This is a genomic window from Pseudoalteromonas sp. HL-AS2 (assembly GCF_031198805.1).
GTDB classification, from domain to species: Bacteria; Pseudomonadota; Gammaproteobacteria; order Enterobacterales; family Alteromonadaceae; genus Pseudoalteromonas; species Pseudoalteromonas nigrifaciens.
Map to the genome: position 1 here is coordinate 2379780 of NZ_CP133571.1, position 23961 is coordinate 2403740.

Annotated in this window: 17 protein-coding genes; 7 read left to right on the forward strand and 10 right to left on the reverse strand. The window is 40.1% G+C overall.

Annotation, left to right across the window (positions count from 1 at the left end):
* Positions 1-77: 77 nt before the first annotated feature.
* Positions 78-1343, reverse strand: a complete 1266-nt coding sequence (locus RB215_RS11075) for a diguanylate cyclase (RefSeq protein WP_011328916.1) — start codon at positions 1341-1343, stop codon at positions 78-80.
* Between the two features lie 352 nt (positions 1344-1695).
* Here RB215_RS11075 and RB215_RS11080 point away from each other — a divergent pair, with 352 nt between their 5' ends.
* Positions 1696-3216, forward strand: a complete 1521-nt coding sequence (locus RB215_RS11080; RefSeq protein ID WP_309216390.1) for a carboxypeptidase — start codon at positions 1696-1698, stop codon at positions 3214-3216.
* A gap of 60 nt (positions 3217-3276) precedes the next feature.
* On the opposite strand, the gene RB215_RS11085 is transcribed toward RB215_RS11080, so the two are convergent.
* Positions 3277-4797 carry a CYTH domain-containing protein gene (locus RB215_RS11085; protein ID WP_309216391.1) on the reverse strand — a complete coding sequence of 507 codons (1521 nt, stop codon included), beginning with the start codon at positions 4795-4797 and terminating at the stop codon, positions 3277-3279.
* Positions 4798-5013: 216 nt separating this feature from the next.
* Here RB215_RS11085 and RB215_RS11090 point away from each other — a divergent pair, with 216 nt between their 5' ends.
* Positions 5014-5619: a TIGR04211 family SH3 domain-containing protein gene (locus RB215_RS11090; RefSeq protein WP_309216392.1), complete on the forward strand. Its 606-nt coding sequence runs from the start codon at positions 5014-5016 to the stop codon at positions 5617-5619.
* Positions 5620-5686: 67 nt separating this feature from the next.
* Here RB215_RS11090 and RB215_RS11095 read toward each other — a convergent pair whose 3' ends face one another.
* The gene (locus RB215_RS11095; protein WP_011328920.1) at positions 5687-6169 is read right to left on the reverse strand and encodes a winged helix-turn-helix transcriptional regulator; all 483 of its coding nucleotides are present in this window, start codon (positions 6167-6169) and stop codon (positions 5687-5689) included.
* A gap of 169 nt (positions 6170-6338) precedes the next feature.
* Between RB215_RS11095 and putA the strand changes: the two genes are divergently transcribed.
* Together putA and RB215_RS11105 are read left to right on the forward strand one after the other, a co-directional pair.
* Positions 6339-10142: a bifunctional proline dehydrogenase/L-glutamate gamma-semialdehyde dehydrogenase PutA gene (putA, locus tag RB215_RS11100; RefSeq protein WP_179808038.1), complete on the forward strand. Its 3804-nt coding sequence runs from the start codon at positions 6339-6341 to the stop codon at positions 10140-10142.
* A 120-nt stretch (positions 10143-10262) separates the two neighbouring features.
* Positions 10263-11456: an HD-GYP domain-containing protein gene (locus tag RB215_RS11105; RefSeq protein ID WP_179808037.1), complete on the forward strand. Its 1194-nt coding sequence runs from the start codon at positions 10263-10265 to the stop codon at positions 11454-11456.
* A gap of 7 nt (positions 11457-11463) precedes the next feature.
* Here the strand turns inward: RB215_RS11105 and RB215_RS11110 are convergent, their stop codons facing one another.
* From RB215_RS11110 to RB215_RS11135, 6 genes are all read right to left on the reverse strand, one after another.
* Entirely contained in the window at positions 11464-12579 is a 1116-nt protein-coding gene (locus RB215_RS11110) for a general secretion pathway protein GspB (RefSeq protein ID WP_309216395.1), read from the reverse strand.
* Between the two features lie 11 nt (positions 12580-12590).
* The gene (locus RB215_RS11115) at positions 12591-13508 is read right to left on the reverse strand and encodes an AAA family ATPase (RefSeq protein WP_182684341.1); all 918 of its coding nucleotides are present in this window, start codon (positions 13506-13508) and stop codon (positions 12591-12593) included.
* 147 nt (positions 13509-13655) lie between these two features.
* Positions 13656-14171: a DUF1566 domain-containing protein gene (locus RB215_RS11120; RefSeq protein WP_309216396.1), complete on the reverse strand. Its 516-nt coding sequence runs from the start codon at positions 14169-14171 to the stop codon at positions 13656-13658.
* Positions 14172-14180: 9 nt separating this feature from the next.
* Positions 14181-15842: a DUF1566 domain-containing protein gene (locus RB215_RS11125; RefSeq protein ID WP_309216397.1), complete on the reverse strand. Its 1662-nt coding sequence runs from the start codon at positions 15840-15842 to the stop codon at positions 14181-14183.
* 67 nt (positions 15843-15909) lie between these two features.
* On the reverse strand, positions 15910-16242 hold the full coding sequence (locus RB215_RS11130; RefSeq protein WP_011328927.1) for a hypothetical protein: 333 nt from the start codon (positions 16240-16242) through the stop codon (positions 15910-15912).
* Between the two features lie 21 nt (positions 16243-16263).
* Complete coding sequence (locus RB215_RS11135; protein ID WP_193038612.1) at positions 16264-16971, reverse strand: DUF2982 domain-containing protein; 708 nt, start codon at positions 16969-16971, stop codon at positions 16264-16266.
* Positions 16972-17215: 244 nt separating this feature from the next.
* Here RB215_RS11135 and RB215_RS11140 point away from each other — a divergent pair, with 244 nt between their 5' ends.
* The 3 genes from RB215_RS11140 to msrA all read left to right on the forward strand — a co-directional run bounded on the left by RB215_RS11140 (position 17216) and on the right by msrA (position 21994).
* A complete protein-coding gene (locus RB215_RS11140) occupies positions 17216-18268 on the forward strand; it encodes an efflux RND transporter periplasmic adaptor subunit (protein ID WP_011328929.1) in 1053 nt (350 codons plus the stop codon).
* A gap of 3 nt (positions 18269-18271) precedes the next feature.
* Positions 18272-21370 (forward strand): efflux RND transporter permease subunit, encoded by a 3099-nt coding sequence (locus RB215_RS11145; RefSeq protein WP_182684343.1) that lies wholly within the window; start codon positions 18272-18274, stop codon positions 21368-21370.
* An 87-nt stretch (positions 21371-21457) separates the two neighbouring features.
* Positions 21458-21994, forward strand: a complete 537-nt coding sequence (gene msrA, locus RB215_RS11150; protein WP_309216398.1) for a peptide-methionine (S)-S-oxide reductase MsrA — start codon at positions 21458-21460, stop codon at positions 21992-21994.
* A gap of 120 nt (positions 21995-22114) precedes the next feature.
* Here the strand turns inward: msrA and RB215_RS11155 are convergent, their stop codons facing one another.
* Positions 22115-23944 carry a TonB-dependent receptor domain-containing protein gene (locus RB215_RS11155; protein WP_309216399.1) on the reverse strand — a complete coding sequence of 610 codons (1830 nt, stop codon included), beginning with the start codon at positions 23942-23944 and terminating at the stop codon, positions 22115-22117.
* Between the last annotated feature and the right edge of the window lie 17 nt (positions 23945-23961).

Sequence of the window (23961 nt, forward strand, 5' to 3'; positions counted from 1 at the left end):
ATATTTAAAACAAAAAAACGCACCAATTAGGTGCGTTTTTTTATATATAATACTTGATTGGTGCGTGTGTATTTAACTCAACGTATAGCTGTAACCTCTGCTAGCTGCAAAGTACTATTTAAAACCACACAATTGCGCCCTTGCTCCTTAGCTTGATACAAAGCTCTATCGGCAACACGCATAGCAGCGGTTAAACTGGTATTTTGAAATTCGGCTAGGCCTATACTTGCTGTTATTGATAAGGTTTTATCACTGATAGTAAAGTCGTAACTTGCGAACTTTTGTATAAATAAATTTAAACACTTCTCGGCTTGTTCAACTTCTACTTGCGTTAATATAATTGCAAACTCTTCACCGCCAATACGTGCCACTGTACTGTTAGAAAATGAAGTACGGATTAAATTACTCACTTGTTTAAGTGCCTGATCGCCGCCGTCATGCCCAAATTCATCGTTTATTGCTTTAAAAAAATCTATATCGAGTAACACTAAGCTATTTTTCTGATTTTTATTTTTGAGTAGTTTTTCAGCATACTGATAAAAGTAACGACGATTATAAAGCCCGGTAAGATGATCTCGAAAAGCACTTTCTTTAATGTCTGCAATTAACGATAACTGCTCCATGGTTTGCAATACACGACAATGAAACTCTTCATTCATAAAAGGTTTAGTTAAAAAATCATTAGCACCATATTTAATAAATCGCGCCGATAAACCATGCTTACTCGCGCCTGATAACCCAATAATTGCTAAGTCATCACGGCCTCTAAAGTTTCTCACCGCTTTAACTAATTCAAAACCATCCATTGTTGGCATTGCATAGTCTGTCATGAGTAATTTAATTTCAGCATCGTTTTTGAGCATATCTAATGCTTGGCGTCCATCGTGCGCCTCACTGACTGCAAATAATTGTTTTTCTAGCATTTGCTTCATTAAAGTACGACTTAAAACCGAGTCGTCGGCTATTAATGCTTTACAGCCTTGGTTACGCAACAGCTGTGCAACTAATTTTATAGCGTAATTATATGAGTCACGGTTATCTTTTATCACATAATCAATTACGCCTAATTCTAACATTTGCAGGCGCTTGTACTCATCCATCTTAGAAGTAAGCACCACAGTAGGAATACCTTTTAATAAGGTATATTTGGCCACCTCACCATTTGGTGCGTCGGGGAGCGTTAAATCAACTAAGGCTAATGTATAGCTGTGCTTACTTACAAACTCTTTACACTCAGATAAAGACCAAGCAAAATCAATGGCAACATCAAGATACTGTGCAGATATATGGCGAAGGACTTGTTGTACTACTTTACTATCTTCAACTATCAACAGTCTTTGCATAGGGCTTCTCTTTACTTCTAATTTGATTACTTGTTTTATAACCATGTGTTCATCATAAATTTAAAGCCTTTAATGAGATTTTAAATTTATTAAAAAGCAAATTACACACCCTGTCGGTTTGCCACTATTTTTTTAAAGTAAATCTCACTTATTTAAGCTGCTATTTATAAATAGATGCGAATATACATTACTTTCATTACGATCGAAATAAAGAGCGATACAAAGCGTTAAAAGCTAAGTTTTTACACATTCTATTTACTCAACCACTATTATCGGCAACTAGTCTCAATACTTTTGTTTTTTTACTGAATATTTCTTTTAATAGAACATTAACAATAAAAAAGGGTCATTCATGAAGTTTAGCCAAAGTATTTTTTTACCTATTGCCGCCATTGCCTTAATACTTAGTAGTGCCTCCTTTGCCGATAATAACCAGCGTCGTATTGATATCGACAGCAAAGTGGTTACTGAGCACAAAGCAAAAATTAATAATCAGCGCTTTTCATATACGGTTGCAACCGGTACGCAACCTGTTTGGGATGACAAAGGCGATGCTATAGCAACCTTGCAATATACTTACTACACCCGCGATAAGGTAGATGACAGAGCAAAGCGCCCTTTGCTTATTTCGTTTAATGGCGGCCCTGGCTCGGCATCGGTTTGGATGCACCTTGCTTATACTGGCCCTCGCGTATTAAAAATTGATGATGAAGGCTACCCTATTCAACCATATGGGGTTAAAGACAACCCTTACTCAGTGCTCGACATTGCCGATATTGTATATGTAAATCCGGTAAACACCGGCTACTCTCGCGTAGTTGAAGATAAAGACGGTAAATTACTCTCTAAAGCTGAACAAAAAGAGCAGTTTTTTGGCGTAAAAGCCGATATTAAGTACCTCGCTGAGTGGCTCAATACCTTTGTAAACAGAAACGAGCGCTGGCGCTCTCCTAAGTTTTTAATTGGCGAAAGCTACGGTACAACACGTGTATCGGGCCTTGCCCATGAACTGCAAAATAGCCAATGGATGTACATTAACGGCGTAGTATTGGTTTCACCAACCGATATTGGCATTAAGCGCGACGGCCCAATTAAAGCAGCTAACCGCCTGCCTTACTTTGCCGCTACAGCTTGGTATCACAAAGCATTAAATGCCAACTTACAAGCTAAAGACCTAGACGAGTTACTGCCTGAAGTTGAGCAGTTTACAATTAACGAACTGATCCCCGCACTGGCTAAAGGCGGCTTTATTGCAGATGATGAAAAGCGCCGCATAATTAAAAAAATGGCGCAATATGCTGGGCTTTCTGAAACCTTTGTAGAGCAAAATAACTTAGATATTCCAACGCAGTTTTTTTGGAAAGAGCTATTACGTGACCGCGGCCAAATGGTAGGACGCTTAGACTCGCGTTATTTAGGTATTGATAAACGCGATGCGGGCGAGTCGCCTGATTACTGGGCAGAACTCACGTCGTGGTTACACTCTTTCACACCCGCTATTAATCATTACTTACGTGAAGAGCTAAATTATAAAACAGATATTAAATATAACCTGTTTGGTAATGTGCACCCATGGGATAGAAGCGGTAATAACACCGGCGAAAACTTGCGTTTAGCTATGGCGCAAAACCCGTATTTAAAGGTAATGATTCAATCGGGTTATTATGACGGTGCAACTAACTACTTTGATGCTAAATATACGTTATGGCAGTTAGATCCAAGTGGCAAAATGCAAGACCGCTTAAGCTTTAAAGGCTACAGAAGCGGACATATGATGTACTTACGCCATGCGGATTTAGAGAGCTCTAATACTGACTTACGTGAATTTATAAAAGCGGCATTACCTAAAGAAGGCCAAGCTGCTAAATACTAATCAGCAAACATAAAAAAAGGCTCGTAATGAGCCTTTTTTATTTAATCATATTCTGTAAATCTAAAGCCAATAAGGCTTTATATCGAACGAAGCCAATCTACTTTGCTCCATTGCACTTACCAAATATTCTGTCTTTTGTGCTAGCCATGTTTGAATTTTAGCTAGCTTTTCATCTTCTTGACCACCGCAAAGCTGCTTTAAATAGTCAAGGGTACTAAGCTCGTACATACCATGAGAAATATCAAGCCAAGGGAGTCTAAACTCTAAGCGCTCTTCTTTATCAAATAACGCACCTAAACAATTACCACTTAGTAAACTGTTCTCTAATTGTGTGCGTATATTAAGGTAATCATTCGCGGTTAAAGTTTGTTCTTTAGGTAACAGCTTATGCAAATTTCGCCAATCTTTATCAAACAAACGGTTAGCAATGCTGGCTACCGATTGGTCAGCGTTTTGTAATTGCTTTTGATCCCAAAACTTGCGCCATTGTTTGTCTATTAACCAGGTTGTTAACGACAGTATTAAACGATTATAGCGTGCACTATGAAACAGCGCATAAATGTCGTCAATGCTAGGCTGTAGCTCTTTTAGGTCATTAATAACTTGTGTTAATGCCGGTGCGTTGTTTATTTTTTTATAAAAAGCGTGGCGTTTTGAAGTATAGGTTTTTAATTGAATTGCATTTTCAACCCACGCTAACTCGCTGAGTAACCACTTTAGTTCGTTGCGTAAATGCTCAGTACTTTCTTTGCTAACAATGTCGTCAAACAACCAAAAGTTATGACGAATTAAGCTTATACCGTCGGTTACTCGCTTTAATGTTTTTAAACTTGGCTTATTGAAATAACATTGTTCGTGCTTTTGCACAAAACGAATACCAAAACCCATAGCCTCTATTAATGCTTGCTCTTGGGTTACTTGCCCTTTGAGTTTAACAAACCCAATAGACTTACTTGGTTGCAGTGGCGTGTCGTCAGCAAGGCGATACCCTCTTGCGGCCTTTGAATACAAACCTAAGCGAATACAGTTTTGGCTTACTAATTTATCGGCTAGCGCAAATAATTCATTACGGCTGCCCTCAACAAGTTCAATTTCAAGCTCGCTGATCACCTCAACTTTATCCGCTGCGGCAATTTCACCTTTATCAAGCACTACTTCAATTTTTGCACCGTTTTGAGTCTCAATTAACCAAGTACGGCGAATAAAGTTAGTACTAAAAATCGGATGTATATTTTCTGCAATAACATTGGCTTGCATGCCATGAGGCCAAATAGATGGGTCAAATGCCATTAAATCTGGACGATTAGACTCTATTGGTAAGTTAAATTCAGGGCGTTGATGTAAGCCCCCAACAACCTCACCGGCGAGTTTAATTGTTTGCTCACATTTATTATCAGCACAACGCGTTCTATAGCCAATATCAAGGGCTCTAAGCTCACGGCTTGGCGTATCATAATAAGCATTTTGTAAACTTCGAGATGGCTTATTAGTAACTGTTTTTGCAAATTGTGTAATTAATGAGGGGATCAGTGGAATGACGGCATCTGATACCAAAAATTTTAGTTCTATCTCAGTATCCATTAGTTATGCGGATTACCCTTAAAATTAATAAGTGGTCAAAATAAACAAAGCCGCCCCATATTGCAAATATTTTAGTCAAAATGGGCCGCTAATAAAATAACACCGGTTACAATATCAACCTTGCTATTGCGCTATTTAATCCATATTATCGCTATACTTATGTGAAATATAAAATCACGTTCTAAACGGACACGGTTAGATTAACAAGGTAAATAAATGCTAAAACACTGTTTATTATGGCTGTTTTTAACAGCCTCAACATTTGCGAGCCAAGCAGAAGAAGCTCAAACAGCAACCCCCACCAATGCAAAAACAGCTTATATAATTGACAATCTTTATACGTTTATGCGCTCTGGTGCGAGCAAAAACTATCGTTTACTCGGCTCTATTGATGCAGGCACACAACTGACCTTATTATCGAGTGAAGAAAACGGTTTTTTAAAAGTTAAGGATGATAAAGATCGTGAAGGTTGGGTTGAAGCTAAATACATCACACAAACAGCTGGCTTACATAAGCAGTACCAAACGTTAAGTGATGAAATGAGCTCAATACAAAATGAACTGCGCCAAGCACAAGTTGAATTACCGCAGTTGCAAGAGCAAAACGTGCAGTTAACAAACCAAAACAAACAATTGTTTACACAAATAACTCAATTAAAAACTACACTTGAGCAAGAGCGCACTTTAAAGCAAGCTACTAGCTCTAAAGAAAAACGCCAATTACTTACTTATGGCGGTGCTATTGCATTTTTAGGATTGTTTTTTGGTATTATATTAACGATTGTGTTGTCTCGCCGTAAGCGCTACCAAGGCTGGGCATAACACGACAACTTAATTAGTCGCATAAAAAAAGCATCATTAGATGCTTTTTTTATGCCTGCAGTTTATATTACAAATCTAGGCGCAGACCCGGATCTTGTTTTATTTTTTCAATTACCATGTAGGTGTGGTGCGTCCCCACTCCTGGAATATCAACTAAGTCGCCAAGCACTTGCCTGTACTCGTCCATGTTTGATACCCTGATTTTCAGCAAGTAGTCGTAGCCACCAGCAACCATGTCGCACTCCACTACTTGCCTAATTTTTAAAATGTGTTCTCTAAACACTTTAAATACCGCGGTATTTGAAGTCACCAGCGACACTTGTACATGTGCAACTAAGCTTTGATTAAGCTTGGCTTCGCTAAGCTTGGCAACATAGCCTTCAATATAGCCTTCTTGCTCTAAACGCTTTACACGATCAAGACAAGGGCTGGGGCTTAAATTAACCTGCTTTGCGAGGTTAACATTTGAAATTCTGCCGTTCTGTTGCAGAACGTCTAAAATAGCTAAATCGATACGATCAAGCAGGCGTAATCTATTTGGACTCGTCATAACAGAACTTTATACGGATAAGTAGAAAATATGCCCTGTAAATTAGCGTAAAACGCCAAATTTAACCAGCATATTCTGCTGAATTTTAATTAGAATGCACGCCTTACACCAACGAATATTTAGTGGTAATTAATTTTACCTTAAGTTTTAACACTCCTGAGGGTTGCTTATGTTATTCAATAGCGATTTGACAACGACTTGTCCAATTCGACAAAAAATCCGTGACTTCTACCGCATCGACGAAAATGCGGTTATCGATCATATTTTACCACTTGCTGAAGTAGGTGTTAAAGCACGAAGTCGTGCCTGGGAAAGAGCTCGCCAAATTGTTTTAAATATTCGTAAAGACCAAGATGGTCAAAGCGGTGTTGATGCACTATTAAATGAGTTTTCACTCTCTAGTGAAGAAGGCGTAGTATTAATGTGCTTAGCCGAAGCCCTGCTTCGCGTACCAGACAAAGCAACTCAAGACACATTAATTCGTGACAAATTAGCAAAGGGCGACTGGAGCTCTCATTTAGGCAGCAGCGATTCGTTATTTGTTAACGCATCGTCTTGGGGTCTATTAGTAACCGGTAAAATGGTTAACTACACAGATAAAACCAAAGAACAGCAATTTGGTATGCTTAAAAAAACCATAGGTCGTTTAGGCGAGCCAGTTATTCGTAAATCAGTAAACTTTGCGATGAAAATTATGGGTAAGCAATTCGTTATGGGTCGTACCATTGACGAAGCGATAGTACGTGCTGCCGATAAAGAACAAAAAGGCTATGTATATTCATACGACATGCTAGGCGAAGGCGCGCGCACCATGAAAGATGCGCAGCGTTACTTTGACAGCTACATGAACGCGATTCATGCTATTGGTAAAGCGGCAAATGGCCGTGGCCCAATAAAAAGCCCAGGCATTTCAGTTAAGCTTTCTGCTATTCATCCTCGTTATGAGTTTACGCATAAAGAACGCGTAATGGCCGAGATTGTGCCTAAGCTTAAAGAGCTTGCGCTAGCAGCTAAACAATATGACATTGGCTTTACTGTTGACGCTGAGGAAGCAGACCGTTTAGATATTTCTTTAGATGTAATTGAAGCGGTATTTAGTGATGACGACCTAGCAGGTTGGAACGGCTTTGGTTTAGCGGTTCAAGCGTATCAAAAACGCGCTATATTTGTAATTGAATGGCTAACTGAACTTGCAACCCGTGTGGGTCGTAAAATGATGGTGCGTTTAGTTAAAGGCGCTTATTGGGACACTGAAATAAAAACCACACAACAAGATGGTTTAGAGCATTTTCCGGTATTTACTCGCAAAGCAACCACCGACGTGTCTTATAAAGCGTGTGCCATGAAAATGCTCGAAGCACGTGATGTACTTTACCCACAGTTTGCTACCCATAATGCCTACTCAGCAGCAACTATATTAGAAGTGGCTAAAGGTGATAACACCGGTTTTGAATTCCAACGTTTACACGGTATGGGCGAATCTTTATTTGACCAAATCGTTACCGAGGAAAAAATTCAGTGCCGCGTATACGCACCAGTGGGCCAACACGAAGACCTGCTGGCTTACTTAGTACGCCGTTTATTAGAAAATGGTGCTAACTCATCGTTTGTTAATGCCATTGTAGATACCACTAAGCCGGTTGAGTCACTATTACCTGACCCGGTAGAAACACTGCAAGGTTTACGTAATAAATACAATACGCAAATTAAAATGCCAATTGACTTATATGGCGCCGAGCGTGCCAATTCAAAAGGCATGGATTTAACCGATATAAACGTGATCACTCCGTTTAAAGAAAACCTTGATCTGTGGTTTAACGAGCACTTAATTGAGCCAAGCCAAGTACCTGAGGGCTCTGTGGCAGTTAAAAACCCGGCAAACCACAAAGAAGTAATTGGCCATATAAAACTGCAATCTAGCGATGAAATGCAAATTTTGCTAGCCAACGCAGAAAGCGCTTTTGAATCATGGTCACAAACATCGGTAAAAGAACGTGCTAATTTATTACGCCGTGTTGCCGATATTTTAGAGCGTCATCATGACGAACTAGTGGCTATTTGTATTAAAGAAGCCGGTAAAATAGCTAAAGATGGTATTGATGAAGTACGCGAAGCGGTTGATTTTTGTCGTTACTACGCAGCCCGCGCTGAAGAGCTATCGCAAGATGAGCGCTTTGAAGCTCGTGGTGTTATTTTATGTATTAGCCCATGGAACTTCCCGCTAGCTATTTTCTTAGGCCAAGTAGCCGCTGCCATTGTGACCGGTAATACCGTTATTGCAAAACCAGCTGAGCAAACCAGCCTAATTGCGCTGCGTGCCATTGAACTTATGCTGTCGGTAGGTTTACCAGAGCATGTTGTGCAAGCGGTAATAGCCCGCGGTAGTGACGTAGGTAAAACAATTGTTCCGGATGAACGCGTTCAAGCGATTATGTTTACTGGCTCGACTGAAACAGGCACGCTTATTTCACAAACACTCGCGGCGCGTAGCGATATTCAAGTACCGTTAATTGCTGAAACAGGCGGCCAAAACTGTATGATCGTTGACTCAACAGCACTCCCTGAGCAAGTGGTTGACGATGTAATTAGTTCTGGTTTTCAAAGTGCTGGGCAACGCTGTTCAGCGTTACGTGTATTATTTATTCAAGAAGACGTTGCCGATGGCATAATCGAAATGCTTAAAGGTGCACTGGCTGAATTACATATAGGCGACCCATCGTTACTATCTACTGACGTAGGCCCGGTAATTGATGAAAAAGCGCTGAAAAGCTTAAACGATCACGTTGAGTATTTAAAAGGTAATGCGACATTACATTACGAGTGTAAAATTCCAGATAACACAGTAAATGGTGCGTACTTCTTTGCTCCTCGCTTATACGAAATAAAAGACTTATCGGTACTTAAGCGCGAAGTATTTGGCCCATGTGTACACGTTATACGCTTTAAATCGAGCGAACTAGACAGTGTTATGGATCAAATAAACAACACAGGTTACGGCTTAACTATGGGCGTGCATTCGCGCATCGAAGAGCGTTGTGAATACCTAGCTAAAATGTCGCGTGCAGGTAACGTATACGTTAACCGTAATATGATTGGCGCTATTGTTGGTGTGCAACCATTTGGTGGCCGTGGTTTATCTGGTACTGGCCCTAAAGCCGGTGGCCCTAACTACTTACAACGTTTAGTAAAAGAAAAAGCATCGCCAGAAAACGTGCAAATGACCAATCTAACGCCAGACGAGCTGGATTTACACCACTACAGCGGTGCAAATGAGCAAGTAGAAAAGCTAATGATTAACTCTATGCGCGATGAAAAAATTTGGCGCTCAACACCATTAAACGACCGTGTATCTGCGGTGCGTCAATTGCTTGCTAAAATAGCCACAGTTGAAATTATTGACGACTTAGCTGACGATTTAGCACTAACACTTGCCGATGCACGTGCACAACTTAATCGCTTAGAAAAGCACATGCGTAAATTTACTACATTACCAGGGCCAACGGGTGAGTCTAATACATTGCACCTTGAAGCACGTGGTTGTGTTGTATGTTACGCCGATAAGAGCACATCGTTTAACTTTTGGGCATTATCGATCATTACTGCAATTGCTGCGGGTAATACGGTAATTACTGTTGCTTCTGAAATATTTTATGAAGAAGCGGTTGCCTTTAGAGATAAATTTATTGCCACCGGTGTTGCCGAAGGCGTGTTCCAAGTAGCTAAACCAAATCAGTTACAAGCTATATTGGCACATCCGCACTTAGCCGGCGCTGTGGTTGCAGCACGCTCTTCTCGCTTTGGTTATTTCAGCCAGCAGCTAGCGCAGCGTAAAGGTGCTATTTTGCCAGTGATCAGCTCTGAATATTACGATACGCTTATTAAACGTTTAGTAACTGAAAAAACCATCAGTATAGATACAACGGCATCGGGTGGTAATACATCGCTGATGACGCTTGTTGAAGATGATGAGTAACTAGTTTAGCACTAATTACTTATTCGTATGAAAAGGCACCTTAGGGTGCCTTTTTTACTATGTTAATTGTAATATTTTTGTTACTTTAACCAGTAGAATACTTATATGAAGTGAATTAAATTGAAAGTCATTCCAATTTCGCAGTTATTACCTGGCATGTTTGTACAAAGCGTAACAAAGCAAACCGGACGTATTAAAATAAAAAGCCAAGGCTGGGTTAAAACCCAGACAGGCATCGATAAGTTAAAAAATGTCGGTATTTTAGAAATTGAAATAGATCCAGATAAAACCCTCATCGAATCAGTGCCTGAAAAAGAGCCTGCCAATACTCCTTCCCCTGTTGCAAAGCGCGATCCTTGGCAAAAAACGCACAGTGCTGAACAAGAAATGGGCAAAGCTAAAAAGCTCTACGATGAAGCTAAATCTCTACAAATTAAAGCATTTAAAGATATAAAAGCAGGCCGAGATATAGACATAGCGCCTTTTAGAGATCTTGCTAGTGGTTTTATGGATTCGGTATTTAGAAATCAAGATGCACTTGCTTGTCTTACTCAAATGCGCCAAAAAGATGCCTACCTGTTAGAGCACTCTATTAATGTTTCTATTTTAATTAGTATTTTTGCCAAGCATTTGAATATAGATAAAGATATTATTGAACAGCTAACTACTGGCGCGCTACTGCATGATATTGGCAAAATAAAAATTCCTGATGCAGTACTCAATAAGCCGGGACGTTTTACTGATGAAGAATTTACAATAATGAAAAATCATGCGCGCTTTAGTAAAGAAATTTTACAAGCTGCAGGGCTCAAAGGTATAGCTGTTGATATTGCCGGTATGCACCATGAACGCTTAGATGGTAAAGGCTATCCGTTTGGTAAAAAAGGCGATGAAATAAGCCAGTATGTGCGTATGGCGTCAATTGTTGACGTGTATGATGCACTCACAGCTGAGCGCGTTTATAAAGCGGGTATGGAGCCGATAAAAGCCTTTAAAATATTAAAAGAAGGTTGCCCTGATAGTTTTGATAGTGAGTTATTAACTAAATTTATTCAGTGTATCGGTATTCACCCGGTAGGCACACTGGTTAAGCTCTCGAGTCAAAAAGTGGGACTGGTGACACAGAGCAACCCTGCCAGCCCACTAAAGCCCGTTGTTAAAACTTTCTATAGTGCAAAGCATGGGCGCTACACCCAAGTGCAAGACATAGATTTGGCACATAAAAAAAGTCAAGATACGCTTGAGTCGGCAGTTAAAGCTGACGAATACAAAATTGACTTACAACGCTTTTATAAAAATTCAATTTTACCCTAATTAGCCGCTATTGCGGCCAATCTTGTAGCGCCTTTAAGCTAAATTCGTAGCCGTCAAAATCAAGTACGCTTTGCTCTGGTGTTATTTCTCGCACTGTTAATGCACCTATACTATCGCCCTCAAAAAGCTCGCGACCATTGAGCTTGATCCAACGCTTATCGAGTGCAGAGGAATATATATGCGCCTGATATTTAAGTGGCGGTAACATGGCTTGCAATCCATCTGGCAACAGCTCTATTGGTTGCACGCGTGATGAGCTGCGCGTTGCTTGCGTTACTTCGTAGTTTTGTGTTTTTTCTGTATCTTGAATAGCTTGATCAAAAGCTGTTTCTAGTAATGTTGGGCTCTTTGCAAGCGTAGGTCTTTTAGTTTTTTGTGCTGTAGAGCCTTGTGAATCGAGCGGTTTACCAAGCACTTTATACTTACTTAAATCAAGCGATGCCGATGAAGGCATATTTGTTTGAGGTTGCTGCTTTGCAGCTTGTGTTGCCTGGTTACTAGTTTGATTGAAGCTAGGTTGATTATAATGTGGTTGTGAATATCCCTGCTGATTAATTGCGCCTTGCCCATACGTACCCTGAGCAAAACTATTTTGCGGGTTTAGGTTTTGCTGAAGTATGGCTTGATTTTCCATTATTGGAATATATTGCCCTTGTGGCGTAAGTAACATTTGTACAATACCACTGGGGGTTTGTACATACACTAACTGACCTTGAATTGAAGTTGCTGTATTTACTGCGTCTGGCGGGGCCGTTTTTGACGCTGATGATTGCGCCGCTAATACAGCTATGTTTTGCTCTGCACTTTGTAATTTTGCTGTATTATCTATATCCGATTTGGTTGTTATTGTTGGTTCTTTATCGGCATTAGTATTTTTTAATATTGCTGTAGTGCTAACTTGCTCATTATTACTATTAAATGAGCTGTTTTGTAGCCATTTTCCACTAACAAAACCACCAGCAACACTAAAGCTAACCGCTAAGCTGCCACCAATCACAAACGCCAAGCGGCGGTATCGCACTAGAGCTTGTTGCTGTTTAGCCTGCTGTGCCTGTAAGTCATACTGCTCGGCGCTTATATCGGCTTGTTGCGATTGCTTTAACGCATCTAATAAATAAGACATTAATCACCTAACTATAAAATAAATGAAAGCCCTAAGCCGGCTGCAAATAAAGCAACAAAAGCAGAGCAATATAGCCAATATGGCACGGTTTTAGGTGGCGTATTATTAGCCGCAATGAAATCGGGTGGTAATGATTCCAGAGCAGATTTTTTTATAATCTCGCTATCTATTGTTAATTGCTGTTTTGCAAATGCCCCTACTAACGCCCGCTCACACACTAAGTTCATTAATCGTGGCACGCCACCGGTAAGTTGATGAACGCTTTGCATTGCTTCCAACGAAAAAATACCTTTATCACAGCCTGCAATATGTAAACGATGCTTAATGTATGCCACCGTTTGTCCTTGTGTTAAAGGCAGTAAGTGATAGCGAGCTGTTATACGCTGTGCAAGCTGCCTTAACTCATTTCGTTTTAATAATACTTGCAGCTCAGGTTGCCCCACCAGCACTATTTGTAATAGCTTTTTATGATCGGTTTCTATGTTGGTTAGTAGGCGCAGTTGTTCTAGTACATCGGGAGCAAGTAACTGCGCTTCGTCAATAATAAGTATGGTATGCCCACCCGCTTTATTATTTGCTTCTAAGTGCTTTTTTATAACATCGGTAAGGCTTTTTAAACTCGCATTTTGTGCATCATAATTAATTTTAAGCTCATCACAAATACTCGCCAAGAGCTCAAGCTCTGATAATGCCGGATTATGGATCATCGCAACTTGAGTATTCTCTGGCAGTTTTTCTAGCATACTGCGAGTAATGGTTGTTTTACCGGTACCCACTTCGCCGGTTAATAATACAAAGCCGCCGTCTTCACCTAGTCCATAGGTAAGGTGCGCTAACGCTTCTTTATGTCGCTCACTTAAAAACAAATAATGGGGATTAGGCGAGATTGAAAAGGGTTTTTCATGCAAACCAAAATAGCTTAAATACACCTGAGTATTCCTTGGTAAATAAATCCCCTCCATAATGGCAAAAAAAGAGCCTTAGTGACAACACTCAGGCTCTTTTATTATTGAAATAACGTAAATTAATGTAAAAAGCACTGCTTTCAACTTAGCTGTGCATTTACTTATATTGGATTATTTTTCGTAACGCATTAAGCGCAAATAAACACTACTGGTTTTAGCGTGCAAACTATTTAATCCACTGTCAAACTGATAAACCCAAGCAGAATTAATCGTATTTACACCTGAGGTATTGGTCCAATAGTTTTGTAGCTTTGTGCCCAAAAACACCGATTCGTTAATACTTGGCTCTGTACATCTGTGTTCAATAATACTTGCTAACTCTTTAATATTTGGTACTTGCCAGTCATTATAACTTGCCGTTGTATCGTTAACTGCGCCTCGCAATGCAGCTTGCCAGGTTAATGATGGTGTAGAGCCTTCGCATGTTGCTGTAGCATTGTTATACACTTGTCCGTAACTACAACGCTGCCACATTAAACCTGTTTTGCTATCTGACACTGTGCCATCGGGATTTATTGTAAATCGCTCTGTTGGTGTTGTTTGCGTAACAGAGTCATAACAAACCCCTGCTATTGCGTTAAAGCTTAAACTCATTGCCGCAAATGTAGTTATTAATTTAAATTTCATATACTTCCCCTAACGGCTTCTAACTAAACGAACATAAGCAATATTACCTTTTGGATAAGCAAGGTCATTACCATCGCTCATATCTATAATATAAGCTTGCGATAAACTGGTGCCATCAACCGCTGTTTGAGAGGTCCAATAACGCAAGTGACCCAGTAAACTAACCGCAGGCATATTAGGGAAAATACTCTCATCTATTAATACATTTTGCCCTTGCTTGCCATAATCTACTAAGCTTAGTAGCTCGGTGTAAGTGGGTACTCGCCAATTTGTGCCACCACAAAAATCTAGCGCATTTACTTCTTGTATATAGCTTTGCAATCCGCAATCAGTATTGCTTGGGCAACTGGAGTTAGCTGCGCCTCTTGCTCCGCCTACTTGAGGAATAGCAGATTCAGTAAGGTACCATGTATAAAGATTTTGCCCATCGCGTAATGTAGTGTTAGGTACCACACCTGACACAGGGCTTTTAACCTCCCACACTAAACCGGTTACGTTGTCGCGAATACAACTAAAATTTTGTGCGTCATCAGCCACTTCATCGGCAAACTCATTTAGTTTGGTGTAATCAAACGCTAAATTACCTTGCCCTACTTTGGCTAAACGATTCGCAAAGCTGTCTCGACCAAGTTCAGCATCTTGATTTGGAAAATCTTTACTAACACAGTTTATACGTTGAGTATTGTTGTAACACTCCCCTACACCTGTATCGTTTATTAACCCAAGCGCTTTAGGTGCAACATCTACAAATACACTATCGTTTGCGGTGCGCCCTTTTGAATCAGTAACCATTACTTCAAAGCTTAAAGTGGCGTTAGTGTCTATGTCTGAGGCATAAAAAGTAGTAATACATTGATTACTATTAGCTAATGTTTCCGCTTTGCCGGTTAGTTGTTGCCAGTCACATTTATAAGTACTGGTTGCGGCAGCGCTGTTACTTGCATCTAAGGTTACTTTATCAAACTCGTTAACTTGCTGATCAGCCCCGGCATTGGCAATAACAACTTGCGCTGTTTTATTTAAAGTCATGTCATATTCAGAGGTTGACTCTCCCCCTTCATCATCGGTAACCGTTAATGACCACTTTAAATTTGTATGGTTTTCAAGCAGTGGATGGCTAAAGCTTAAGGTAGAATTAGTAAAACTATTAATATTGAGGGCTGGTCCTGATATTAATTGCCACAAGTAGCTATTAATTTGACCATTTGTATCTGGATCTGTTGAGTCTGCTGCGCTTAGCGTTACGGTATCGTTATAAACCGATGGCAATACTTGCGGTGCTGTTTGAGTAATTACAGCTTGGGGTAATTGATTGTTTGATGTAATAAAAATACTAATATCGTCATGTACTAAACCACCACCGGTTGTTTGATAGCTTACTCTGAGCACCAGTTCACTGTCTGCCTTTACATCTGGCGCGGTAATAGTTTGCACTGCACCATCGAGCGGAAATCCATCAACAATGGGGCCGCTTACGCGCTGCCAAGTAAACGTACCCTCGGTAGGTGAGCCTTTTGCAGTAATAGTAAAATCGGTTTTTTCAATAATTTGCAAATCGTTACCTGCAAATACTGAAGCTTGAGTGTTATCACCATCATCAGAGCTCCCCCCACCTCCGCATGCAGCCAATAGCCCACACGACAATAACGGGATTAACGCAATTGCTCTCATACTAAGCACCTTTTTATATCAAAAAATAATTAATAATTATTTAAAGCAATAAAAGTGCCACTAAGTACTATAAATAACTATCTTGATGAATACGTACAAATAACTTAGTACCTATTTTACTGTAATCAACCTTGTATTCCCGCCCATCAAGGGCTTGAATAAATAACAATCGTTTTTCTTCGCCAAACACATCGGCGCTACCAACATAAACAACTTCTAAGTAACGCTCTTTTGCGTCACGGCGGTTTTTTGGCAGCTCTTCTTTAAATGGTTCTAAGCCATTTTGGGTCACTTTAATTCGAGGGTGGATCTCAGAATTAACAATGACTAAATCAAGTTTTTTGTCTTTATGTATTATGGTATTACGACCACTTTTTAAAAAAGCTCTTTCTTGGCTCATTATTATTCCTACTGCCGCGTTTTAATTACTTACTTGCGACGCTATAAATTTAAGGGGTTCGCGCTGCCATGCATTTAAGTTAGCACTAAATTCCCAAATATTTCTATCTAATACACTCGCTGGTAATAATAGCTCATAGCCTGTTAGTAACTGCAAATGCTTAGCCCTGTTGGCAAACATTGCTATTAACCCATTATAGCTAATTCCATTTTTAGATCTATATTGTGTATCCTCTACCAGCCATTCTGATGGGCAATCGCCATTTTTGCAATTCTTTTGAATTAGTTGCATAAATAAATGACGCTGCTCTATCAATAATTTCCCTGCGATTCTTGGGGCTAAACCCGTTAAAAACTCATCCATATCGTTTACCTTAATTCCCACCACGTTAAGCTCTAAGTACTCAAGCCCTACTGCTATTTTGGGTATTCCGCTTGATTTAAAATTACTATGAGCTAAATGCCAAACACCATATTTGTGCTGATAAGTTAACTGCTCAGTGGTTAACACTAAGCTATAAAATGGCTCTTGGGTTTTAAAAAAACCAATTGTTATTGCTGCAATACACAAACTAACTAAAAAAATTTCTAGAATGCTAATTTCACCAGGGCGTAATAAATTAAACAGCATAATGAATAACAAACCAATCGCACCAACAATTAATACTTCTATGCCATGCTTAGCTCCCTGCGCACGATACTTAATTTGCATAGCGTTAAACTCATCCATATTGATAATAAACACTGTAAAAAATGAACATAATAATGCCCCACAATGCTATTTTTCTGAGCATTAAACATTTTTTGCACGACGTATTTAACTTCATAAAATACCTTTTAAAGCTCAAGCATGAGTTTATTTAATTAATTATTATAACTTTTACGCTTAATTCACAAATTAATGGGACATAATACCGCCTTTTCTCGGTGTTATTTCGTACAATAGTTATAATTTATTTTTTGGTATTAAAGCAATGTACTCAAGACAATCAGGTAGAGCTCTTTTTCCATTTATTATTACGCTACTCGTAATATTTAGCGTTTATTTATATTTACCCGCTAGCCAAGGTGAACAAGCAGATTTTTCACAAATGGCCACGCAAGTGTCTGCTCACACTGTTACCTCGCAAGAAAATGCAGTAATGATTGAAGCTATTGGTAGCGCTCGCGCTAACCAAGCTGTATATATTACCAGCGCACAAAGTGATTACGTGACTAATATTTTCTTTGAAGATGGCGACCTAGTTAGCAAAGGCCAAAAGCTAGTACAACTGCAAAGCCAACAAGAACAAATTGCTGTAAAAGAGCTAAATATTAATTTACGCGAAGAAAAACGCCAACTCGATAGACTTACCGAACTTTCACGTTCTCAGTCAACAGCAAAATCGTTACTTGAAGAGCAATTATCACGAGTTGATGCCACCCAAGCACAATTAGAAAGTGCTAAAACCAAGCTAGCTGAAATGACCATTACCGCGCCATTTTCTGGCATGTTGGGCAAGCGTGAAATATCGATTGGTGCCTATGTAAATAACAGTTCAATTATTACCACCCTCGATGACATAAGTATCATTAAGGTAGACTTTAAAGTACCTGAAAAATATTTAGCGCAATTAGCTACCGGCATGAAAGTGCTCACTCAAAATGATGCTTATCCAGATCAAACCTTTATCGGTAAAGTAACGCATATTAGTTCGCGTATTGACTCGGTAACGCGTAGCGTAGAAGTAACCGCCAGCTTTGCAAATAATTCAGGTTTGCTTCGCCCTGGTATGCTACTTAAAACAGCGTTAGAGCTAAGTAGTAACCAAGCATTAATGGTTCCAGAAAAAGCAATTATTCCGCTACAAGACAAACATTACGTATTTCAAATTTTGGACGGTGTTGCTAATCGTGTTGAAGTGCATATTGCGGGCAGAAATAACGGCTGGGTTGCTGTTGATGAAGGCTTAGCCGATGGTGAGCAAATTATAACTGAAGGGCTAATAAAAATTCGCTCTGGCAGTAAAGTTAGCGTGAAGGGATAACCCGTGAAAATTACCGATATTAGCGTTAAACGCCCTGTTTTTGCGATTGTAATAAACCTACTTTTACTCACCTTTGGGCTCGTTGCTTTTAGCATGCTGCCACTGCGTGAGTACCCTGATATTGAAACACCTATTGTTAATATTAGTACCGAATATACAGGTGCTTCTGCAGAGATTATAGAAACCAAAATAACCCAAGTCATCGAAAACCGTATCTCGGGTATTGAAGGTATTAAAAGTATTAACTCATCGAGCCGTAATGGTCGCTCAAATATTACGATTGAGTTTGATATTAAGCGCGATATAGATGCTGCATCTAACGATGTGCGTGAACGTGTTGCCCGCGCCGCAGATAGCCTACCTGAACAAGTTCGCCCGCCTGAGGTGTCTAAGTCTAACAGCGATGAAAGCCCTATTGTATGGTTTGTGCTAAACAGCGAAACCATGAACTCAATGCAATTATCTGATTACGCACAGCGTTTTATTGTTGATCGCCTAGCCGTAGTTGATGGTGTGTCTAACGTACGCATTGGTGGTGAACGAAAATACGCCATGAAAATTTGGCTAAACCGCCAAGCAATGGCTGCTCGCGGTATTACTGCGAGCGATATAGAACAAACACTACGCACCGAAAACGTAGAGTTACCCGCTGGCGAAATTGAATCGGTTGACCGTGACTTTACTGTACGTACAGCCCGCAGTTATAAAGATCAGCGCGACTTTCAAAACCTAGTAATAAAACGCGGTGATGACGGTTACCTAGTACGCTTAAGTGAAGTGGCTGATGTACAACTAGAAGCCGCCGATGACGAGAGTTTATTTCGGGGTAATGGCCGCAATATGATTGGTTTAGGCATTGTAAAGCAAGCTAAAGCCAACACCTTAACTGTGGTTGATAACGCCCGCGCCGAACTTGAAAAAATAAAACGTAACCTACCCGAAGGAACCACTATAGAGGATAGTTACGACTCATCTATTTTTATAAAAGAATCGATTAATGAGGTATACAGCACCCTTGCTATTTCTATGGGCTTAGTTGTATTAATTATTTTTATATTTTTAGGTAATATTCGTGCCACCTTAATCCCTGCAGTTACTGTGCCGGTGGCGTTAGTGGGTAGTTTTATGTTTTTACTCGCTATGGGTTATTCCATTAACTTACTTACTTTACTTGCACTGGTACTAGCAATCGGCTTAGTGGTTGATGATGCCATTGTTATGTTAGAAAACATTCATCGCCGCATAGAGCTTGGCGAGCCTCCTTTATTGGCCGCTTATAGAGGCGCGCGCGAAGTGGGCTTTGCAATTATTGCCACCACTTTAGTGCTTATTTCGGTATTTGTACCCTTAGTATTTATGGATGGCCGTATTGGTGCTTTATTTACTGAATTTGCTATGGCGGTAAGTGCCGCAGTGTTTTTCTCAAGTATTACAGCACTTACTCTTTCACCTGCGTTATGTTCTAAAGTATTAAAAGCCTCTGAAAAAGAAAGTAAATTTAGCCAGTCGATGAACCGCTTTTTTGCAAAGGTAGAGCTTAGTTATCGTAACTCACTTGCCTCTAACATGACCCGCAAATGGGGCTTAATGATCAGCTTATTATTAGCTGGCTTTGTAAGTTATTCATTATTTACTCAAATACCCTCTGAGCTAACACCTAAAGAAGACCGTGGTACCTTTTTTGTTATGATGAGTGGCCCTGAAGGCGCCAGTTATGAGAACAATGCCGCTAACATGAGTAAAATTGAAGATCGCTTAATGCCTTACTCTGAATCTGGTGAGCTAAGCCGCGTACTCGTGCGCGTACCAGGCTGGGGCGGCAGTGGCGGTGTAGCAATTGTAGGTATGGCCGATTGGGACAAACGCCAACGTTCTACCTGGGAAATAATGGACGAAATAAGCACTAAACTGCAGGAAGTTACCGACGTGCGAGCCTTTGCTATTATGCGCCGAGGCATTGGCGGCGGTGGTTCATCACGCCCAATCGAGTTTGTACTACAAGGTAACGATTACGCACAACTAGCCGATTGGCGCGACCGTATTATAGAGCGCGCTGAGAAAAATCCAGGACTGGTTAGAATCGATCATGATTACAAAGAAACATTCCCACAGTTTTTAGTCAGCATAGATAAAAACAAAGCGGCCGATTTAGGTATTTCAGTATCTGATGTAGGGCGTACACTCGAAACCATGCTAGGTCAGCGTCGTGTTACTACTTTTATAGATCGCGGCGAAGAGTACGACGTTATTTTAAAAGGCACTAAAGAAGACTTTGCCAACCCTACTGATATATCAAACATTTATCTTAAATCACGCAGTGGCGAGCTAGTCCCGCTTGATAGTTTAATTAGCTTAAAAGAAGAAGCTACCGCATCGCGCTTAAACCGCTACAACCGTATGCGTGCAATTACCTTAAGCGCCAACTTAGCCGATGGTTATACACTTGAGCAAGCACTTAACTTTTTAAACAAAGTGGCCATGGAAGAAAACGACATAGATGGCGCGATTGACTACAAAGGCGAATCGCAGTTGTTTTATGAAGGTGCTTCGGCCATGACCTACGTGTTTATTTTAGCACTTACGGTTACCTTTTTAGTACTAGCGGCACAGTTTGAAAGCTTTATGCACCCATTTGTAATAATGCTTACCGTACCCCTTGGCTTAATGGGTGCTATGTTTGGCTTGTGGGCCACAGGACTTACGCTCAATATTTACAGCCAAATAGGTATTGTTATGCTCATAGGGTTAAGCGCTAAAAATGGTATTTTGATTGTTGAGTTTACTAACCAACTACGCGACAAAGGCGTAGAGTTTAGCGAAGCTATTTTACAAGCCGCTACGCAGCGCCTACGCCCTATTATTATGACCTCATTAACCACTGTAATGAGTGCGGTACCTCTGGTTTTAGCCTCGGGCCCGGGTGCTGAAAGCCGTATGGTGATTGGTGTTGTAGTGTTTACCGGTGTTGTTGTATCAACCCTACTGACTCTGTTTGTAGTACCTGCTGCTTACTATGCACTTGCGCGCAATACACAGTCACCTGAGTTTTTGCAGCAAAAACTTGATAAACAAGCCGCTAAAAAGCCATTCGAAGAGATCTAACCTCCTAATAGCGTCGTAACCTTGTTGTTACGACGCTTTAGACTTATGCTCTGCATAATCTAAACTTACAGCTATTTTGGAGTATTTATGAGTTCAACAACGCAAGTCGCTACCTTTGGTGGCGGCTGTTTTTGGTGTATAGATGCAGCATTTAGACGTGTAAATGGCGTATTAGATGTAAGTTCTGGCTATACCGGTGGCGAAACCGACACCCCAACCTATAATTCTGTATGCTCTGGCACAACCGGGCACGCTGAGGTTGTTAAAGTTGAATTTGACACCACTGTAGTTAGCTTTGAAACACTGCTAGCAATGTTTTTCACTTTGCATGATGCAACACAATTAAATCGCCAAGGTAACGATATAGGCACACAGTATAGAAGTGTTGTTTACTATCACGATGAGGCTCAACTAAAGCAAACCAATGAAATGATAGCTCAACTGCAAAGCCATGTGAGTGAGCCAATTGTGACAGAAGTCAGCCCTGCCACTACGTATTATCCAGCAGAGCATTATCATCAAGATTACTATAACGAAAACCCACAGCAGGGTTACTGTAGTATTTTAATAGCACCTAAATTACATAAGTTTGAAACCGTATTTAAAGAGTTTTTAACTGACTAGCTAATTTGAGTAGTTAAACTTAGCTACACAGTAGAAAGCCCGATTTAAATCGGGCTTTTGTATTTTCAGCTTAATTTAATAATCTTTATCTATTAAAGGCATTAAAAGCATTAAAGACGGCTAAAACTGGTAGCTTGCGCCCGCAAAAAAGCGACGCTCTGGTGTGTTGTAGTAATATACTTCACCCGTTATAGAATCAGTGCTTGAGTCAACCACGTTATACTCTTTATCAAATAAGTTTTCTACACGAAGCGAAACCTCAATGTGTTCATTTACTTGATAATTACCCGCTAAGTTCCAAAGCGTGTATGAGCCTAAACGCGTCACAGCACCTTGTCGGTCACTACGATATTGCATGTCTAAGCTCGCATCAAACGCACCAAACTGTTTTGCAAGTTCCCAATTAAATGTACGTTTAGCAACATTACGTAACTCTGCGCCCGTTTCTTCGTCTTCTGCACTTAAATAAGCAAAGTTAAGATTACTATCGAAACCCAAAATTTGTTGTGACAGGCTAAACTCAACCCCTTCGTAGCGTGCTTCATTTAAGTTGATAGGAAAAAAGTTAGAATCCAAAGAGATTTTATCTTCAATATCATTTCTAAAAATAGCAACATCAACACTTGCTATATCAAAATCTACATTTAACCCAATCTCTCGGTTTAATGATTTTTCAGGCTCTAAATCAGGATTAGATGAAGGTGGAAAACCAGGAAAAGCCGGAAAGTATAAATCGTTAAATGTAGGTGCTTTAAAACCAGTGCTTTGACTTATTCTAAAGGTTGCGTCTTCAGATAAATGATAGCCAGCTGCTGCAGTGTAAGTCGTTTCGTCACCAAACTGTTCATCATCGTCTTGACGCACAGTTAAATTAGCTAACACTTTCTCTGTATTATAATAAGCACCAACAAATACAGCTAATACATCACGCTCTTGTACACCATACTGCGTTGTACTACGAGATACATCATCGTTGTACCAGTTAACGCCGCCGCTAATATTAAGCTCTTCAGATAATGTATATTGACCGTTATAATCCAATTGCACACGTTTCGTTATAAAATCATTTACACCAAATGCTGAGGTATCGTGTGAATCATCTGTTGAAATAGCAATATCAATACTGTGCGATTGGTTAGTGTAGTTTTTATTCCAACCTGCAGAAAGCTGATAGTTTTTAAAATCACCTGTTTCTACAGTACTTGTGGCTGGGCTGAAACGATTGTCGTAATCTACATAGCCTTCACTGTATTGGCCTAATAACTTAAAGTTGCCGTAGCGTGCATCGGTATAATTTACTTTAAAACCAAGATTCTTATTTTCATAGCCATCTTCATCTGGTGCTACACCTTGGAGTACATCAAAACCATCAGTTTTTTCAAAACCTGCGTTAAACGCAGTAGTAACATCGCCTGATTTTACAGAGCCAGCCACCTGATAATCTTGATAAGAATCAGAACCAAACGTAGCACTCACAGATAAGTTATCTGACTCACGCGTGATAATATTAATTACGCCCGCGAGTGCGTCAGAGCCATAAATAGCCGCGCGAGAGCCTTTAATAATTTCAATGCGTTCAATACTATTTAAAGGGACATTATTTAGTGCTTTTTGTCCAAGTGTTGCAGACCCTGTACGTACACCGTCAATCAAAATCAACGCATCGCCAGAGCCAGTACCACGAAGTGACACACCTGTACTTTGACCAAAACCACCGTTTGGATTAACCTGAAAACCAACTTGTTTACTTAATAGCGTTGGTAAATCGCGTACGTTGCTTGCTTCTATTTCTGCACGCTCGATAACATTTACACTTGCTAAAACGTCATTGATTGATTGTTCGAATTTATTAGCTGTAACGGTAATTTTTTCGATTGGTTGCACTGTTGCAGATACTGAAAATGAAAGTGCAGCCGAAATTGCCACACCTAGAGCGGTTTTATTTAACATGATGTCCCCTACCTTTG

Excerpts from the sequence above, each read along its gene's own strand:
- RB215_RS11075 (WP_011328916.1), bottom strand. The coding sequence starts at position 1,343 with ATGCAAAGACTGTTGATAGTTGAAGATAGTAAAGTAGTACAACAAGTC.
- RB215_RS11080 (WP_309216390.1), top strand. The coding sequence starts at position 1,696 with ATGAAGTTTAGCCAAAGTATTTTTTTACCTATTGCCGCCATTGCCTTA.
- RB215_RS11085 (WP_309216391.1), bottom strand. The coding sequence starts at position 4,797 with ATGGATACTGAGATAGAACTAAAATTTTTGGTATCAGATGCCGTCATT.
- RB215_RS11090 (WP_309216392.1), top strand. The coding sequence starts at position 5,014 with ATGCTAAAACACTGTTTATTATGGCTGTTTTTAACAGCCTCAACATTT.
- RB215_RS11095 (WP_011328920.1), bottom strand. The coding sequence starts at position 6,169 with ATGACGAGTCCAAATAGATTACGCCTGCTTGATCGTATCGATTTAGCT.
- putA (WP_179808038.1), top strand. The coding sequence starts at position 6,339 with ATGTTATTCAATAGCGATTTGACAACGACTTGTCCAATTCGACAAAAA.
- RB215_RS11110 (WP_309216395.1), bottom strand. The coding sequence starts at position 12,579 with ATGTCTTATTTATTAGATGCGTTAAAGCAATCGCAACAAGCCGATATA.
- RB215_RS11120 (WP_309216396.1), bottom strand. The coding sequence starts at position 14,171 with ATGAAATTTAAATTAATAACTACATTTGCGGCAATGAGTTTAAGCTTT.
- RB215_RS11125 (WP_309216397.1), bottom strand. The coding sequence starts at position 15,842 with ATGAGAGCAATTGCGTTAATCCCGTTATTGTCGTGTGGGCTATTGGCT.
- RB215_RS11130 (WP_011328927.1), bottom strand. The coding sequence starts at position 16,242 with ATGAGCCAAGAAAGAGCTTTTTTAAAAAGTGGTCGTAATACCATAATA.
- RB215_RS11135 (WP_193038612.1), bottom strand. The coding sequence starts at position 16,971 with ATGGATGAGTTTAACGCTATGCAAATTAAGTATCGTGCGCAGGGAGCT.
- RB215_RS11140 (WP_011328929.1), top strand. The coding sequence starts at position 17,216 with ATGTACTCAAGACAATCAGGTAGAGCTCTTTTTCCATTTATTATTACG.
- msrA (WP_309216398.1), top strand. The coding sequence starts at position 21,458 with ATGAGTTCAACAACGCAAGTCGCTACCTTTGGTGGCGGCTGTTTTTGG.
- RB215_RS11155 (WP_309216399.1), bottom strand. The coding sequence starts at position 23,944 with ATGTTAAATAAAACCGCTCTAGGTGTGGCAATTTCGGCTGCACTTTCA.